This is a genomic window from Enterococcus avium (assembly GCF_002891025.1).
Lineage (GTDB): Bacteria > Bacillota > Bacilli > Lactobacillales > Enterococcaceae > Enterococcus_A > Enterococcus_A avium.
In genome coordinates, this window is the sequence record NZ_NBSL01000002.1 from 2,822,481 (window position 1) to 2,840,425 (window position 17,945).

Here is a 17,945-nt window from a genome sequence, read left to right on the forward strand (position 1 = left end):
CGTGTAACGGATGACTCCCTGTTTTTTTAGCGAAAAATGGAAAGAACTTCAAAGAGAGAAGGAATCTAGTCATGTTTAAGACTGTTGAAAGAGAGGCCGTGACGGTTTACGGTTGGATTACAACTTTGAATGCGCCGAATTCTGCGAATGGATTGGCAGAAATGAGTAAACAGAAGATGCGGTCAAAAGAAGAATATGCCTCAAAGGTTGAAGAGAATCTGTTAGCTGTAAACGCAGTTATCGATGGTGAACAATGTTATCTGATTGGAAATACCGAAACCACAGAAACTCGTCCATCTGAGTTTGAATTGCCTGCGGGAACGTATGCCTGTTTTGACCTAAACTATACAGACCAAGTAGAGTTGGATCAACTGATCGGCCGCAACTATGGTGAATTGGCTCAAAGTGAAGATTTCCAAATTGCCGGAAATTTTAATTTAGAAGAGTACACAGGCGTAGGTAAGGTATTATTTTATGTACCTATTCAAAAAATGAAGAAGTAAGAGTGAGAAAAGGGATTCATTCTGAGTCTAGGGACTATCAAGGGAAATTCGATTGATAGTCTTTTTTTCAAGGTTAAAAAGTGAAGAAAGAGTCAAAATTATTAAAGCGGAAATAGGCGAGGAATGTGAAGAATTTTATTTTATAAGAGCATTTATCTGTATAGGGATAGATACATACAGAAATTAAATAGAATTCTTTTTTTTAACACAATCTCAATATTCGGAATATATCAAAATTTTAGTTGAATTTAACGAAATGAGAGCGTATACTCGTGTTTATTGAGTGCTAAAAATAAATATTTTTCAAACAAAAAAAGATAACATTTGTTATCTATTTTTTGTCACACTCAAACACATAAATCAGCGGAAAATAGGAGGAAAAAAGATGCGCAGGGAAAAAAATAGATGGCTGATCGCTTTGTCAGGCGTAGCGATTCATCTATCTATCGGTTCAGCATATGCGTGGAGCGTATTCAAGGAACCAATTAAAGAGATGACCGGGTGGGATAAATCATCAATCTCTTTTGCATTTAGTTTAGCGATTTTCTGTTTAGGAACATCAGCGGCATTTATGGGGAAATTTGTAGAAAAATTTGGCCCAAGAAAGACAGGAACGGTCGCCTCGATTTTATTCGGTTTGGGAATTATCTCGACTGGCTTTGCGGTTTCTAGTCATTCGCTGCCAATGTTGTATCTGACTTATGGGATTATTGGCGGAATCGGTTTAGGAGCTGGGTATGTTACACCAGTATCAACCATGATCCGATGGTTCCCAGATAGAAAGGGCTTGGCTACTGGACTTGCCATCATGGGATTTGGTTTTGCTTCTATGATCACTGGACCGATCGCCCAACAATTGATGGTGCGTGTCGGTGTTCCTTCGACCTTTTATATTTTAGGGATTGCGTATTTCTTAGTGATGTTCACCGCTTCACGGTATTTGGAAAAACCGCCAGTTGGCTGGACGCCAGAAGGCTTTGAAGCGCCCAATCCAAAAGAAGAAGTGAAAATTCAATATCGCGGCGTGCAACTGACCGCCAATCAAGCGATTAAAACAAAAACCTTTTGGCTATTATGGTTTATGCTATTTTTAAATATTACTTGCGGAATCTCGCTTGTTTCAGAAGCTTCACCAATGGCCCAAGAAATTACCGGAATGACTGCTGGCATGGCGGCTACGATGGTCGGTGTGATGGGTGTATTCAATGGGTGCGGCCGGTTGGTTTGGGCCTTGATCTCAGATGTCTTGGGACGTAAGAATGTCTTCACGATTCTTTTTGTGATTGATATTATTGTGTTGTTAAGTTTATCAGTAGTAAGCTCGCCACTGCTGTTTGCCGCATTGATCTGTTTGTTGATGACTTGTTATGGTGCAGGCTTTTCGATTGTCCCTGCATATATTGGCGATGTCTTTGGTTCAAAGGAAGTCGGTGCGATTCATGGGTGTATCTTAACTGCCTGGGCAGCGGCTGGGATGTTCGGTCCGATTTTTTTAGGGAAGATCACTGAAATGTTCCATTCATATACGAATGTTTTGCGAATATTCGCTGTTTTAGCATTGGTTGGTTTTGCGGCTTCCATGATCATTCGCGGATCAATTAAAGGTTTAGCGAAATCAACGGGTGATAAGACACCAAAAAGCTCAAATACTGAGCGTGCATAAAGAATCTATTCAAGGCGATTAAGACCAGCTGGTTTTAATCGCTTTTTTGCGAGTTTGGCTTTTCGCAGTATATAAAGTTTGAGATGAAGATGTCGTTTTTTATCAAAAACTGAACAAGTAGTTTAGCCAAATCGTATGCGCAGTGAGAATAAGATTAACTTTTTCGCTTTTTGAAAAAGTTAGTCCATTAATACGAACTAGCTGCGAGTTTGGCTTTTCGCAGTTTATAAAGCTTGAGACGAGGATGTCGTTTTTTACAAAAAACTGAACAAGTGGTTTAGCTAAATCGTATGCGTGCGAAACTAAGAGCATTTTTCGCGTATTTCGAAAAATGTTTATCATTCTATTGAGCTAGCTGCGAGTTTGGCTTTTTGCAGTTTATTAAGGGTGAGTTGTAGATATAGCTTTTATCAAAAAAGAACAAGAGATTTAGTCAAATCGCATATGAGGCGAAAATGAATCCATTACATTTTTACCAACTGCTAGTTACAGGTGTAACACGGCGAAAGCTCGCTTTTCATATTTATTAAAATTTCTTTTTGAACAATAGTTGACTACTCAACTAATTCTTGGTAAATTAGTTGAGTAGTCAACTATTGTTTTTTAAAAGATTCGGAGGGTATTATGAAACGAAGTGTCGGACGGTTGATTTCGATTTTGTATCGAAAAAATCAAATTTATTTGAATGCGGCGATGAAGCCGTTGAACATTACTACGGCAGAACAGCCGATCCTGATGTATCTTTATCGACATAACGCAGTGACTCAGGAGGAAATCAGCACTTACTTGCAAGTAGATAAGGCACTGACGGCTCGGACAGTTCAATCGCTGATTAAAAAGGGTCTGGTTACAAAGGAAAAGGATGAAAAGGACAAACGCTGCAATAAAATTTCTATGACACAAAAGGGTCTGGATATGCGAGAAGCGATGGTCGAAAAATTTGTCGGTTGGAATAAGATCATGCTAGAGGGAATGGATGAATCTAAGCGTAATCTGCTTTTTGAATTATTAGAGGAGATGGTCGAGAAAACCGAACAACATGATTTAAAGGGAGGAAATTAAATGGAAGCAGCGAATCCGTTAGGGACAGAAAAAATTCCCAAGTTATTAATGCAATTTTCTATTCCAGCAATCATTGGAATGGTAGTCAATGCGTTGTACAACGTAGTTGATCGGATCTATATCGGTCATGCACCTGGCTTGGGAGCAAATGGTTTGGCGGGAATCACAATCGGATTTCCGATTATGATTATTTTATTATCGATTGGTATTCTATTTGGTGTCGGGGGTGCGACGCTTTTTTCTATGAAGCTAGGTGCCGGAAAAACAGAGGAAGCTGAGCGTGCAATGGGAAATGCCTTTTCTTTACTGATAATTAGCGGGCTCCTATTTATGCTGATGGGGCATCTGTTTTTATCTCCAATGTTGGCGACTTTTGGCGCTAGTGATAGCGTTCTTCCTTATGCCATCAGTTATATGCGGATTATTTTTTCAGGGGCTGTTTTTCAGATTGTTAGTATTGGTATGAATAACTTTTTACGAGCAGATGGACAACCTAAATTAGCCATGATCACGATGTTTATGGGCGCAGGCGTCAATATCATTCTTGATCCAGTCTTTATCTATTTTTTTGATATGGGGATGGCAGGCGCGGCGTTAGCTACAATCTTGTCACAGTTTATTTCAATGGTTTGGATTTTAAGTTATCTACTTAGTAAACGCAGTCATCATCAGATTCGGCTTAAGAATATGCGAATCAAAGGGCGTGTCGCTGTGCGCATCACTACTTTGGGAATGCCTAGTTTTCTGTTGCAGTTGGGAAATAGCATTTTGAACGTCGTTTTGAATATGTCGTTATTGACCTACGGCGGGGATATTGCGGTATCTGGAATGGGAATCGTCAACAGTATTCAAACGATTCTATTGATGCCGATCACTGGACTTATTCAAGGTGCACAGCCGATCGTTAGTTTCAATTATGGGGCAAAAAAATTTGGTCGGGTAAAAGAAGCGCAAAAATATGCGATCACGGTCGCTACGACGATTGTGTGTATTGGTTGGTTAGCAACGAGGATCATGCCAGAACAGTTGGTGAGGCTATTCAATAATGAGCCTGAACTTCTGACGTTTGGAACGAAGGCCTTGCAAACATGGTTTTTGTGTTTGCCAGTTATCGGCTTCCAAATTGTCGCTTCGAATTTCTTTCAGGCCACAGGAAGAACCCGGTCGGCTATTTTCTTAACATTGACTCGTCAAATTATTTTACTGATTCCAGCAATTTTACTTTTTTCAAACACCTGGGGAATGGATGGCTTGCTACATGCGGCACCTTTTGCTGATGCAAGCGCAGCGCTTTTGACGGGAATTCTTTATACGATTGGTATCAGACGCCTTAGTAAGGAAGAATCGGCGGTGTCTGATTTAGAGTATGATGCAGAATAATTAGTAAAAAGGGTAATCAAATTGATTCTGATCAGTTTGATTGCTCTTTTTATTTGCTGTATTTTGTAAGTCGATAATCTATAATGTATTTTAAAAGAAGAACTTTATATAAAAATCAAGGGGCTGAAAAATAATGGTCGTGGGAATCATTGAAAAAACGGAGGTAGATACTGTTCTTTTATTATTAACTGCTTTAGGTTTGCTGGTTATGCTTATTAGTGCACAGGGCTATACTGGCGGGATCGGTTTTCGCGGCATTGCTTTTTTGAAATATGGTAAACGAATCTGGCAGTTTTCCAATCGTTTATTTGGCGGAATTTTGACGGGGTCATCCTTGATTCTGTATTTGTTCTTTAAATTAAGTGACATTTCTGCCGATAAAAAAGTACTTATCGTAACCATCGCTTGCTTTCTTTGTGCCTTAATCAGTGATGCGTTAACAATAATTTTTAAAAGAAGGCACAAGATAGGTTGACAAAAAATAAAAAACAATTTAAAATAGTTAGCATGATAACTATTTAAGGAGAGAGTCCCATGAATCAGTCCGAATCAATTGGTTTTGAGGTCAGAGAGCTATCACTGCTAATTGCCAGATATATTGAAAAAATGAGCGATGGTGGACATATTAGAGGGCCTCAAGGCTTTGCTTTGGGCTATTTAGTTCACAATCGCGACAAAGAAATTTATCAAAAAGATTTGGAAGAAAAATTATCGATTCGGAAGCCAACCGCCAGTAATCTAGTGGATCGCATGATCAAAAATGGTTTTTTGACCACCGCGCCTTCTCAAAAGGATAAACGGTTGAAGCGCTTGATCGTGACGGAAAAGGCAATTCAGACGACGATCGAAGTAGAGCAACAAATCGAAAATATCGAAAACATTTTGAAACAAGGTATTTCTGATGAAGAACTGACTCAGTTTTCCGCAACGATGGAAAAATTCAAACAAAATTTGAAATACCATCTCTAATCTGGCCGTTGAAGCGGTCAGATTTCATTTTCCACAAATGGTTAGCATGCTAATTTTATAAGATGTCACTATCCGTTTTTACATCCTTTCCAGACGGATGTACGACGAAAATCGAACAAGGAGGTTCCCTATGATACAACTAATAAAAAGAACAAATAAGAAAGAACGACTGCTGGTAGTGTCGAGTGTCCTATTTATCATCGGACAAGTCTGGATGGATTTAAAGGTACCAGATTATATGTCGCAAATTACGACGCTGCTTCAAACTCCGAATACCGCTATCAGTGAAATCTTAAAACCTGGTGGCTGGATGGTCTTATTATCTTTAATGAGCTTTGTTTTTTCATCCATCGTGGGCTTGTTCGTTGCCAAAATTGCGGCGAGTTTAACTTGCCGGGTACGCCAAGACATGTTTGGCAAGGTGATGGATTATTCTACACATGAAATTCAGCAATTTTCGATCCCTAGCTTGACCACACGGACGACGAATGATTTAACGCAAATTCAACAACTAGTGGCGATGGGATTGCAATTGCTGATCAAAGGACCGATCACAGCAGTTTGGGCGATTTTGAAAATCGCTGGCAAGAACTGGCAGTGGACGACAACTACCGGCGTAGCCGTTCTGATCTTATTAATCATGTTGTTCGTCATCCTATCACTTGTGCAACCAAGATTCCGAAAAGTTCAGCAATTGACAGATAAGGTAAATAGTATCACACGAGAAAATTTAACCGGACTACGAGTGGTACGTGCGTACAATGCTGAAGGTTATCAGGAAGAAAAATTTGAAGAGGCAAATCAAGAGCTAACTTCGACGAATTTGTTTGCTGGCCGAGTGATGGCTTTGATGAGCCCTGGTATGAGCTTGATATCTAGTGGTTTAACACTAGCAGTTTATTGGATCGGCGCGTATATGATTCAGCAAGCAACGGGGATGGCGAAGCTGACCTTGTTCAGTGATATGATCGTGTTTTCTTCCTATGCGATGCAGGTGGTCATGAGTTTTGTTTTGATGTCGATGATCTTCATGATTTTGCCACGGGCAACGATTTCGGCCAAACGGATCAATGAGGTTTTAGATAAGGAATCCTCTGTTGAATTTCCGAATGAGGGAGAGAAAAAGCAGCCAGATATTAAAGGGACTGTTGAGTTTGATCACGTGACCTTCCGTTATCCAGATGCTTCTGAGCCAGTCGTTCATGACATCAATTTTAAAGCAGAACAAGGAGACACAGTGGCCTTCATCGGTTCAACCGGGAGTGGGAAAAGTACGATCTTGAATTTGATTCCGCGTTTTTATGAAACCAGTGAAGGCAGGATCTCAATTGACGGGCAACCGATCAATACTTATAGCCATGTGAATTTGAATGATATTGTCGGATATATTCCACAAAAACCTGTTCTATTTAGTGGGACGATCCAATCGAACCTAGACTTTGGAATCAGCAGCAACGCTCCGTTAGATGAGGAAAAGATGGAAGAAGCCTTGTCAATCGCACAAGCTAGTGATTTTGTGAATGAAAAGGAAGACAAACTGAATAGTCACGTTGCGCAAAATGGTAGTAATTTTTCAGGAGGTCAAAAGCAGCGTCTGGCAATTGCGCGAGTGATAGCCCGTAAACCTGAAATCTTACTATTTGATGATTCTTTCTCGGCACTGGATTATAAGACGGATAAAAAATTACGAGAAGTTTTAAAAGAAAAATTGGCAGATACCACTAAATTAATTGTGGCGCAACGTATCAGTACCATCATGGATGCCGACCAAATCATCGTTTTAGATGAAGGACATATCTTTGGGCAGGGAACCCATGAAGAATTACTGGAATCAAATGCAGTCTATCAAGAGATTGCGTATTCTCAGCTGTCGAAGGAGGAATTAGCACATGGATAATACTTTAGAAAATGCTCACACACCGGTAAAGGAACATCCATTGAGAGACAATGTTTTTAAAGCTCTGAACCAGTATAAATGGCCGCTGCTCGTGGCGATCGTATTTGCGACAATTGGCAGTATCACTCAAATCGTTGGACCGAATCGATTAAGTGAAATCACTGATTTGATTACTCAAGGCTTAAGTGGTTCAATCAATCTCACGCGAATCAGTCAGCTTGGTCTAGGATTGGTCATTTTATATGGAATAGGGTCAATTCTTTCCTACTTTCAAGGATTCATTGTAGCGACTGTCACGCAACGTTTTTCTAAACAAATGCGACGTCAGATATCTGAAAAAATCAATGCAGTTCTATTGAACTATTTTGACTCCCATAGTCAAGGCGATACCTTGAGTCGGGTAACGAATGACTTGGATACAGTTAGTCAGTCGTTAAATCAAAGCTTAAGTACATTGTTTCCATCGATCACCTTGTTTATCGGTTGTTTAGTGATGATGTTTCGGACAAATTTGTTGTTAACGATTACTTCAGTGGTTGCTGTACTATTGGGATTTGTGTTGATGGCGGTTATTATGGCTAAATCGCAAGTCCACTTTAATCAGCAACAGCAAAAATTGGCTAAAATCAATGGTTTTGCTGAAGAAGCTTATTCAGGCCAGCAGGTGATTAGTGCCTATAGTGCAAAAAAAGACATGAAAGATGAATTTAAAGAAATGAATCAAGATTTCTACGGTAGTGTGTGGAAGGCACAGTTTCTTTCAGGAATCATGCAGCCACTAATGGGATTTATCGGAAATTTCGGCTATGTAGCGGTCTGTGTTGTGGGTGCTGTATTAGCGTTGAGAGACTAACTATATAGAGTCAAGTAAAAATTAGCCAAATCAAAAAATATTTTATAACAGATAATTCCGAAAAAAGGGTACAACAAATAAGCTTCTTACCATTAGTTTTTTTGAATGTTCAATAGCTAATCAGAAACAATTATATAAGGCTCGTTTTTAGTCAAAATAGCATGAATCACGTAACAAAGCTTACGAGAAACCGCACCTAAGGCAGTTAGATGATGTTTTCCTTCGGAAACTTTTTTCTGGTAAAACGCACTAAAAACAGGATCACATTGAGAAGCTACTAAAGCCGCCGAAAACAAGGCTTTTCGCAAATATGGAGACCCTCGTTTACTCATAACATTATGCGTTGCCTCATATTGCCCTGATTGTGTCACGGAAGCGTCTATCCCAGCGTAAGCAACGAGTTTTTTCGGGTTAGAAAATTTTTGAATATCTCCGATCTCACCAAGAATAGTCGCACCGTTTATAGGACCAATTCCAGGAATTGTGAGAATAACAGAATTTAAAGTGTCCATTATGTGCTTGATTTCTCTTTCCGTTTCCTTTATTTGGCTTTCAATGAATTTTAATTGTTCAATCATTGAACGTAGTTGGAAGGTGAACGCTTCTTGAGCAAATTTTACTCCAAAGGAGTTAGAAGCTGCTTGCTTCAATTGGTCCGCTTTTTCTGCCTTGATTCGGTTCCTGCTTAACTCAGCTAAGTATTGGGCCAAAGTTTCTGAGGAAATGTTTTCTAAGTCGATCGGGGCACTAAACGCCAGCAATAACTCTTTAGAAGCTTTTCCGAAAACGCCCTGCTTGGTAAAAATCGTCGCGTATTCTGGAAAGACTTGATCCAATACGGCTATAATTTTTCTTTTGAAGTCGCTCGCTGTACCTACTAAATAAGTTCGGTAACGAGAAAGTTGTTTCAAAGAAAAAACATTTTCATCGGATAAGACCGTTTCGACAAATGAGCCATAGCGCATTAAGTCAGCAATCAAAACAGAATCAATAATATCGTTTTTTCGTTTCCGTATTTCTGTACCTTTACGCCATCCGTCTGTTTGAAGGGGATTCACAACGTGAATCAAATAATCTGATTCGTGAAGGTATGAAAAGATGGACAGCCAATAGTGCCCCGTGGCTTCCATCCCTATAACAAAGTCACTGGGTGCTCCGGAATAGTCGACCATTCGCTCAATTAATGACTCTGCTCCTTCAGTGGTGTTAGGAAATGAAAAACCTTTTAGTAATACCTTTCCTTCCTCGTTCATGATAGAAGCAACGTGAGTGCGTTTACCGATATCAATGCCTAAAAAGTACATGTATATCTGACCTTTCAAAAAAAGAATTTTGGATTGAAATCCACTCAACTGAAAAGCGTCACTACCTTGTACGAGATACGGAGTAAAGTAAGGACTTTCAACATCTAACTCATACGCAATCCACTTATCAGAGAGAGGAGCCAGTCTCTCGAGTGCGGGTTCAATGACCCAAGGGGGGAACGGCTTAGCCTCTCAATCCAATAAATATATTATCTCAAAAGAAATGAGTTAATACCAAATTAAAATAACGATGGTTCATAGGGTTATCCAATCAAAACCGGAAGGTTAAAACCCTAACTCTAATATACAAGGGGATATCACATTAGGAGTCATCGTGGCCTTTACGGTTTATATTCGTTTATTTTCACAACCTTTGTCTCAGTTAGCTCAGGCTTTTTCAAGTCTACAGTCAGCAGGGGCGGCCATGAACCGAGTATTTGAATTTCTTGCTGAAGAAGAATTAGCTGATGAGTCAAAAAAAGGGACGCATATACGTAGTGCAGAAGGGAATGTTCGTTTTGAAAATGTCAGCTTTGGTTATGACAAAGATCAGACAATCATTCATAATTTTAGTGTAGATGCCAAAGCAGGACAGAAAATCGCCATCGTTGGACCGACCGGTGCTGGGAAGACAACAATCGTTAATCTGCTGATGCGATTTTACGAGACAAATCGCGGAGTAATCAAGATCGATGGGGTCTCTACGAAAGACATGACTAGAGAAGAAGTGCATGATCAATTTTGTATGGTACTGCAAGATACATGGATGTTTGAAGGAACGATCAAAGAAAATTTGATTTATAATCAACAGCATGTTGCTGATGACACAGTTATTGATGCCTGTAAAGCAGTCGGGATCGATCATTTTATTCGAACACTTCCAAAAGGCTATGATACGTATTTGGATGATAGTGTTAGTTTGTCGGTAGGACAAAAACAATTAATGACGATTGCTCGTGCTATCATTAAGGATGCTCCAATGTTGATTTTGGATGAAGCCACTAGCTCTGTTGATACGCGAACAGAAGAATTAATTCAAGCCGCAATGGACAAATTGATGAGTAATCGGACTTCCTTTGTGATTGCCCATCGCTTATCAACGATCCGCAATGCGGATCTGATTCTGGTAATGAAAGAAGGAAATATCATTGAACAAGGAAATCACGAAGAACTGATGGCGCAAAAAGGTTTTTATGCCGATTTGTATAATAGTCAGTTTGAAAAAGAGCAACTAGCATAAAGAAGACAGTGATTAAAATCGTTTGATTTTAATCGCTTTTTTTTGCATCCGTTCGTTGAAAAATGATTCTCCATTCACATGAATAAAATTTCATGTTATTTTATCTTGACACTATTTTGACTGGATGATAAAGTATCGTTGTCGAATCGTAATCATTACGATTTGTAATCCGCAAATTGTAATGGTCCAGCGAGGATGGTTAGCAAGGAAAGGGACCTAATTCTTTTAAGATTCTTTTGAAGGGTTTCGATCCAAATAATGGAATAGAGGTGAAGTGTGTTTTTTTATTTAAATAGTCAATGAGAAAAATTTAAACGATAGAAAGAGGTTTGAAATGAAAAAGAAATTAGGGATTCTACTGATCAGTCTACTTGCGCTTGTCGGTTTAGCCGCCTGCAAAGAAGCTAGTCAAGCGGAGTCTAAAAATAAAGAAAAGCAGCTGAAAATTGTCGCAACCTTTTACCCAATGTATGATTTTACCAAAAATATCGTTGGCGATGTAGGAGAAGTTTCTTTGTTGATACCCGCCGGAACGGAGCCCCATGATTATGAACCATCCGCCAAAGACATGGCAAAGATTACAGAAGCGGATGCGTTTGTTTATCACAATGAGAATATGGAAACCTGGGTACCAAGTGCAATCAACTCTTGGAAGAAAGGAAAACCGAATGTCATTGAAGGCACCAAGGAAATGCTATTGCTGCCAGGTGGTGAGGAAGAACACGATCATAGTCATGAAGAAGGGCATCATCATGAGTTAGATCCACATACATGGTTATCGCCGCATCGAGCGATCAAAGAAGTGATGTCGATCAAAAATCAGTTAATCAAACTGTATCCGAAGAAAAAAGCGATTTTTGAGACAAACGCTAAAAACTATTTAGCAAAGCTTGAAGGCCTAGATAAAAACTATACAGATACACTTAAAGAGGCGAAGCAAAAGAATTTTGTCACACAGCATACTGCATTTAGCTATCTAGCTTTAGACTACGGTTTGAATCAGGTTGGAATTTCGGGGATCAATCCAGATCAAGAACCCGACCCTTCACGTATTGCGGAGCTGAAACACTACGTCGAAGATAACGGGATCAACTATATTTATTTCGAAAATAATAATCAAGGAAAAGCCGCACAAACACTTGCTGATGAAACAAACGTTCAGTTGGAAGTGCTCAATCCGCTGGAAAGCTTAACTAAGAAACAGATGGATGCAGGTGAAAACTACGTATCGGTCATGAAAGAAAATTTGAAGGCATTAAAGAAAACTACGGATGTTGCGGGTAAAGAAATAAAGACTGAAAAGGAAAATGCGGCGGAGCAGACTATCTATAACGGCTATTTCAAAGATTCTCAAGTAAAAGACCGAAAGTTATCCGATTATGCCGGTGATTGGCAGTCCGTTTATCCGTTATTGGAAAAAGGTACATTAGATCAAGTTTTTGATTACAAAGCCAAACTGAAGAAAGATAAAACAGCAGCAGAATATAAAGAATACTACAAAACTGGGTATAAAACCGATGTTGATGAAATCAAGATTACTGATAAGCAGATGGATTTCATCGTTAACGGGAAACATCACAAATATACCTATAAGTATGCTGGATATGAAATTTTGACGTATGAAAAAGGCAATCGTGGTGTTCGTTTCACTTTTGAAACCGATGATCCGAATGCTGGAAACTACAAGTATGTTCAATTCAGTGATCACGGGATCGCACCAGAAAAAGCGGCTCATTTCCATATTTATTTTGGTGGAGAAAGTCAAAAAGCCTTATACGAAGAGCTCGATAACTGGCCAACCTATTATCCAGTAAACATGACAGGTCAGGAAATTGCACAGGAAATGCTGGCGCATTAAACGGAGGTAGAAATAATGGAGAAGACTGATCTAGCAAGTGCCTATCGCCGTTTGAAAAGTCCTAATATCAAGACGCGTAAACGTGCGTTGAAAATCATTAAAGAAGCGAAAAGAAATCAAATAAAGAAATAGTGGAATCTATCTCCTCGGCGGGAGATAGATTTTTTATATAGCAGAACCTTGTGAAAGAGAACCAGCAAGCGAGCTAGACCATAATAAATCTATCTAGAAGCTCAGTTTTTGTCATCTTTTGTGAATTATCTTGCAAAATAATGTTGAAAACAACCAGAAAAAATGGTTAAATGAGAATGAATCTCATTATCATTTGAGTTTCGTAGTTGTTGGTTGATTAATGAAAAATTAGGAAGGGGTTAAATAAATGAAGGATGAATCAGTCTTGATTCGTTACATCAAGAAAAAGCAGGGATTGTTAACAACCTCGGGGATTTTAGCGACGGTTTCAACCGTAGTCCAGTTCATTCCCTTTTATTGTATTTACAAAATTATTGAATTACTAATGGTCGGAGATTATTCGGCTGGCAGAATGTTCCATTGGAGCTTGGTCTCGATGGGCAGCGTATTGGTGGGGGTAATTCTTTTATATGCCTCATCTATGTGTTCGCATGTTGCTGCCTTTGATATTTTGTATGAAATCCGAATGGATATTCTGCAGCATTTGTCAAAGGTCTCAATGGGCTATTTTACGCGAAAATCCAGTGGTCAATTGATGAAGATCATTGATCAGTGTGTCGAAAAAATGGAATCCTTTATTGCACATCAAATTCCAGATATTGTCTCGGCTTTGATTTTCCCTCTGATCTATATTGGACTGATGCTGAAGATTGATTGGCGCTTGGGCTTGATGTCACTAGTCCCGCTTTTCCTTGCAGTTGGTATCTATGCTAGTTTGATGGGAAAAACGATGAAGAACAACAAAGTTAAACAATATCATGATGCGCTAGAAGCGATGAACAGTAATGGTGTGGAGTATATACGCGCGATGCCAGCAGTTAAAGTGTTTGGTCTATCTGTCGGAAATTTTAAGCGATTCCATCAAAGTATCAAGGATTATCGAAACCTGGTAATGGATTGGTCGAATGGCTTTCGAACAGGCTACGTTTTATTTACCACATTAATAACATCTGTTGTTTTGTTTGTGATGCCGCTGGGAGCCTATTTAATCAGTCAAAGTCCACAAGACAAAACTTTGTCACTAACGGTGATGCTGTTTATCATTTTGGCTTCAGGGACGACGGGACCTTTCATGAAGTTGATGTATGCCGCCTCTACCTTTAGTAATGTCAATGAAGGAGTAAAGCGAGTCGATGAGATTTTTGCTGAAGCACCTGTAATCGAAAAAGCGGATACCACGAAGTTTTCCGGCAATCGCATTTCCTTTGAAGATGTCTCGTTTGCCTACACAGAAGGCAACCAGGTACTGAAAAAAGTAAGTTTTGACTTGCAGCCAAATACGATGAACGCGTTAGTCGGACCATCTGGCGGCGGGAAAAGCACGATCGCTCAGCTGCTGTTACGCTTTTACGATCCGGCAGAAGGCGCAATAAAAATCGGCGGAACGGATATTCGCGAAGTAACGATTGATACTTTGATGCGGGATGTTTCGTTTGTTTTTCAAGATGTCACGCTTTTCAATGATACGATCGCGGCGAATATTCGCTTAGGCAATAAAAAAGCCAGCTTAGAAGAGGTTCGTTGGGCGGCTCAATTAGCGCGTTGTGATGAATTTATTCAAGAATTACCTAGTGGCTACGAGACGATGATCGGTGAGCAGGGTATTTTCTTATCTAAGGGTGAGGCGCAGCGGATTTCAATTGCGCGGGCATTATTGAAAAATTCACCCATTCTGGTTTTGGATGAGGCGACTGCCTATGCGGATGCTGAAAATGAAGTCTACATTCAACAAGCAATCAGTGAACTGGTCAAAGGAAAAACGGTTTTGATTATTGCCCATCGTCTTTGGACGATTCAGCATGTGGATCAAATTTTGGTTTGTGATAAAGGCGAAATTCAAGCTGCTGGAACCCACGAAGAATTACTGGCAGACAATCCGCTTTATCAAAAATTGTGGATGATCAATGAAGAAACCAAAGATTGGGAGGTCAAGTAGGATGAAAGATGCGATTTACAATATTACCTCTGGTGAACCGAAAACATTGGCTCAATCGACTTTTTGGGCGACGTTAGAATCAATTGCCCGCTTACTGCCTGCAGTGATTGCATTTTATGGAATTTTCGAACTGTTTGAATCCTATCAGCAAAATCGTTCATTAGACACACGGCTGTATCTCTATTTGATTCTGGCTAGTGTGGTGTGGTTTGCGGTACAAGTCTTGATTTCTACGATCGCCTACGACAGACAATATACGGCGGCCTATGATGTTTCCGAAAAAGGACGCACCAAGTTAGCGAATCATTTACGCAAACTTTCGTTAGGCTTTTTAGATAGTCGCGATCCCGGTGATTTAACAACTATGATGTTGGGGGACTATGCACTGTTGGAAAGCGCGGTGTCCCATTTGGTTCCCCAGGCACTTGCAGCAGTCATTTTACTGATTATGGCCTTCATTTCTTTATGTTTGATTGATTGGCGAATGACGCTATGCTTGTATGCGATGCTGCCGATTGTCTTGTTGGTAGTTAAAGGGTCGAATATTTTAATGAAGAAATTAGGCGGACGACACATTCAAGCCAAAGTAGAAAGTGCTTCACGCCTTCAAGAGTATTTGCAGGGAATTAAAGAAATCAAAGCCTATTCTTTAGGCGGGCAGCAGTTTGCCAGAATTCAACAGGCTTTTGATACACTGCGCAAGGAATCCATCCGAATCGAAGGTTTTTTAGGACCGGTTGTCATGGTAGCTATCTCGCTTTTACGGATGGGTTTGCCGATCTTAGTTTTCATGGGTTCTTACTTGCTTGCACAAAGAAGTCTGGTAGAATCCGTTTTTCTAGTCTTTATTGTCGTGGCCAGCCGGATTTACGATCCCTTCACTACCTTGATGATCAATTATACTGAGATGCGGTATGCGCTGATCAGCGGCGAACGAATCATGGAAATTCGCAATCAGCCAGAGGTACAAGGAACCGAGGAGCTAACTGAAGATTATACGATTCACTTTAAGGACGTGGGCTTTTCTTATAAAGACGAGCCGGTATTGCAGAAAATAAATGTAGAAATCCAGCCGAGAACATTGACCGCTTTAGTCGGTCCGTCAGGCAGTGGGAAATCGACGATCGTAAAACTACTGGCGCGTTTTTATGATGTTCAAGAGGGTGTCATCGAGATCGGTGGCAAAGATTTGATGACAGTGAATCCAGAAAACCTCTATAGTCATCTATCGATGGTGTTTCAAGATGTCTATCTATTTAAAGACACGATCTTAAATAATATTCGTGTCGGTAACCAGACAGCTACCTTTGAAGAAGTGGTAGAAGCGGCTAAAAAGGCCCATTGTCATGAGTTTATCAGTGCCCTGCCAGATGGCTATGACACATTGGTGGGTGAAGGCGGATCAACCTTGTCGGGCGGAGAGAAGCAACGAATCAGTATTGCTCGAGCCTTCATTAAACAGTCTGAAATCATCTTATTGGATGAAGCGACAGCGGCCCTCGATTTAGAAAATGAAGCGGGCGTTCAGCGCGCCATCAAAAATCTGGTAGCAGATAAAACCGTGATCGTAATTGCTCATCGATTAAAAACCGTCATGAATGCTGATCAGATCGTTGTTTTAGAAAAAGGAAAAGTGGCGGCTAAAGGAAAACATTCAGACCTTTATCAAACCTGCGACCTTTACCGAAAATTAGTCGATATGCAAAATGAAGCCACCAATTGGAAATTTAGTAAATAGTAATTCACTAATAGGGAGTATTAAGGAGTGACAGAATGAAAAAGAAAAAAACAGATAAGCTTATCTCGAAAGATTATTTAACGATCGGATTATACACAGTAGTAGAAATCGTCGTAATGATGGTCATGTCGATGGTGACTCTGCCGTTCATGGCTTGGTTTTATCCCTATGCGACTGCTTTTGTTTTGTTTTTTACTTGTCCGATCTACTTATTGATGGCCTACAAGGTTGGCAAAAGAGGGACGCTGTTGCTTTTTGGTGCGATTAACGGACTATTTTACGCCATAATGGGAACCGTCTATATCCTGCCAATCACAATAATCGGCGGGGTGATCGGCGAAGTGATTTTGGCGAAAACCAATGGGTACCGAAAGTTGGGTGCTCAAACTGTGGCCTTCACGATCTATAATCTTCTATATGGATTTTCAAATTATATTATTTTAGCAATTTCTGTTGACTACTATTATACATTGATGGAAAGTACCGGCTACACAGAGAATCGGCTTGAATATTTAACGGAGCCATTTTGGATCATGGTTTCTGCCGCAGCGTTGATTGTTGCGATCTGTTTAGGCTGCATCTTCGGGTACAAATTATTGAATAAGCACTTTGTAAAAGCGGGCGTTATCAAATCTGCCTAGCTAAAAGGAGACATTTATGAAAAAAAGTATCGATCCGAGAATCCAGTTTCTTTTACTGATCCTTCAAAGTATTTTAGTGTTGTGCGCTGGGATGGATCAATTGATTTTATTGAACGTCTCCGCGCTGCTGTATTTAATTTATTCAGGCTTTTTTCAACTGGCGATTAAAATGAGTGTGGTGATCGCCGCAACAACAGCACTATATTTTTATATCGTCGCGACGGATCAGCAGTGGATAAAAATTCTCGGTTTTTTATGCTTTCTGGTCTTGCGGTTCGGTCCGGTCATTATGATGGCGCGAATATTACAAGAGGTACCGATCGGACATTTAATGGCTGCGATGCAGTCCTTAAAATTACCGAAAAATTTTATTCTCACCTTAGCTGTGACGTTACGCTTTTTCCCTATCATCAAGATGGAAAACGACACGATCCAAATGTTCGCCCGCTTGCGAGGCTTATCCTATTCTCAATCTAGAAACTGGCTGCGACCCTTGCAGGCGTTTGAATGCACCTTTGTTCCTTTAATGATGCGAACCATGAAAATTACGGATGAATTGACGGCCGCTGCTATGACGAAAGGGATGGATCATCCTGGACAGCGAACGTCCATTTATCAGACGCGTTTGACTAGCAGAGATTTATTAGTGGTTGTTCTTTTTATCGGTTATGCGATCTGTATTTTTACATTCAACTTTTTGGAGGTCTAG

At 40.0% G+C, this 17,945-nt stretch carries 15 protein-coding genes and 1 pseudogene; 15 read left to right on the forward strand and 1 reads right to left on the reverse strand.

Features of this window, described 5'->3' with window-relative positions; all coding sequences use genetic code 11:
• Window positions 1-71 precede the first annotated feature (71 nt).
• From AUF14_RS14140 to AUF14_RS14175, 8 genes are all read left to right on the forward strand, one after another.
• Window positions 72-503: an effector binding domain-containing protein gene (locus AUF14_RS14140; protein WP_048720316.1), complete on the forward strand. Its 432-nt coding sequence runs from the start codon at window positions 72-74 to the stop codon at window positions 501-503.
• A gap of 385 nt (window positions 504-888) precedes the next feature.
• Window positions 889-2,166 carry an L-lactate MFS transporter gene (locus tag AUF14_RS14145; RefSeq protein WP_102866096.1) on the forward strand — a complete coding sequence of 426 codons (1,278 nt, stop codon included), beginning with the start codon at window positions 889-891 and terminating at the stop codon, window positions 2,164-2,166.
• A 624-nt stretch (window positions 2,167-2,790) separates the two neighbouring features.
• Window positions 2,791-3,228, forward strand: a complete 438-nt coding sequence (locus AUF14_RS14150; RefSeq protein ID WP_016181742.1) for a MarR family winged helix-turn-helix transcriptional regulator — start codon at window positions 2,791-2,793, stop codon at window positions 3,226-3,228.
• Window positions 3,229-4,608, forward strand: a complete 1,380-nt coding sequence (locus AUF14_RS14155) for an MATE family efflux transporter (RefSeq protein ID WP_049221325.1) — start codon at window positions 3,229-3,231, stop codon at window positions 4,606-4,608.
• A gap of 133 nt (window positions 4,609-4,741) precedes the next feature.
• A complete protein-coding gene (locus tag AUF14_RS14160) occupies window positions 4,742-5,083 on the forward strand; it encodes a hypothetical protein (protein WP_049221323.1) in 342 nt (113 codons plus the stop codon).
• A 59-nt stretch (window positions 5,084-5,142) separates the two neighbouring features.
• Window positions 5,143-5,577 (forward strand): MarR family winged helix-turn-helix transcriptional regulator, encoded by a 435-nt coding sequence (locus AUF14_RS14165; RefSeq protein ID WP_048719420.1) that lies wholly within the window; start codon window positions 5,143-5,145, stop codon window positions 5,575-5,577.
• Between the two features lie 130 nt (window positions 5,578-5,707).
• Window positions 5,708-7,474: an ABC transporter ATP-binding protein gene (locus tag AUF14_RS14170; RefSeq protein ID WP_049221319.1), complete on the forward strand. Its 1,767-nt coding sequence runs from the start codon at window positions 5,708-5,710 to the stop codon at window positions 7,472-7,474.
• Window positions 7,467-8,327, forward strand: a complete 861-nt coding sequence (locus tag AUF14_RS14175; protein WP_227656349.1) for an ABC transporter permease — start codon at window positions 7,467-7,469, stop codon at window positions 8,325-8,327. Before AUF14_RS14170 ends, AUF14_RS14175 begins: the two co-directional genes overlap by 8 nt.
• Before the next feature lie 116 nt (window positions 8,328-8,443).
• On the opposite strand, the gene AUF14_RS14180 is transcribed toward AUF14_RS14175, so the two are convergent.
• Window positions 8,444-9,631: an IS110 family RNA-guided transposase gene (locus tag AUF14_RS14180; RefSeq protein WP_002297293.1), complete on the reverse strand. Its 1,188-nt coding sequence runs from the start codon at window positions 9,629-9,631 to the stop codon at window positions 8,444-8,446.
• A gap of 304 nt (window positions 9,632-9,935) precedes the next feature.
• On the opposite strand from AUF14_RS14180, the pseudogene AUF14_RS14185 reads away from it, so the two are divergent.
• The 7 genes and pseudogenes from AUF14_RS14185 to AUF14_RS14215 all read left to right on the forward strand — a co-directional run.
• Window positions 9,936-10,871: pseudogene (locus tag AUF14_RS14185) on the forward strand (ABC transporter ATP-binding protein); the annotation flags it as partial.
• 334 nt (window positions 10,872-11,205) lie between these two features.
• Window positions 11,206-12,729: a zinc ABC transporter substrate-binding protein AdcA gene (locus AUF14_RS14190; RefSeq protein ID WP_049221317.1), complete on the forward strand. Its 1,524-nt coding sequence runs from the start codon at window positions 11,206-11,208 to the stop codon at window positions 12,727-12,729.
• A gap of 15 nt (window positions 12,730-12,744) precedes the next feature.
• Window positions 12,745-12,861 carry a putative metal homeostasis protein gene (locus AUF14_RS14195; protein WP_102866097.1) on the forward strand — a complete coding sequence of 39 codons (117 nt, stop codon included), beginning with the start codon at window positions 12,745-12,747 and terminating at the stop codon, window positions 12,859-12,861.
• Between the two features lie 247 nt (window positions 12,862-13,108).
• Complete coding sequence (locus AUF14_RS14200; protein WP_049221315.1) at window positions 13,109-14,857, forward strand: ABC transporter ATP-binding protein; 1,749 nt, start codon at window positions 13,109-13,111, stop codon at window positions 14,855-14,857.
• 1 nt (window position 14,858) lies between these two features.
• Window positions 14,859-16,595, forward strand: coding sequence for an ABC transporter ATP-binding protein (locus AUF14_RS14205; protein WP_049221312.1), 1,737 nt, complete (start codon window positions 14,859-14,861; stop codon window positions 16,593-16,595).
• A gap of 35 nt (window positions 16,596-16,630) precedes the next feature.
• On the forward strand, window positions 16,631-17,236 hold the full coding sequence (locus AUF14_RS14210) for an MptD family putative ECF transporter S component (protein ID WP_049221309.1): 606 nt from the start codon (window positions 16,631-16,633) through the stop codon (window positions 17,234-17,236).
• 16 nt (window positions 17,237-17,252) lie between these two features.
• Window positions 17,253-17,945 carry an energy-coupling factor transporter transmembrane component T gene (locus AUF14_RS14215; RefSeq protein WP_102866098.1) on the forward strand — a complete coding sequence of 231 codons (693 nt, stop codon included), beginning with the start codon at window positions 17,253-17,255 and terminating at the stop codon, window positions 17,943-17,945.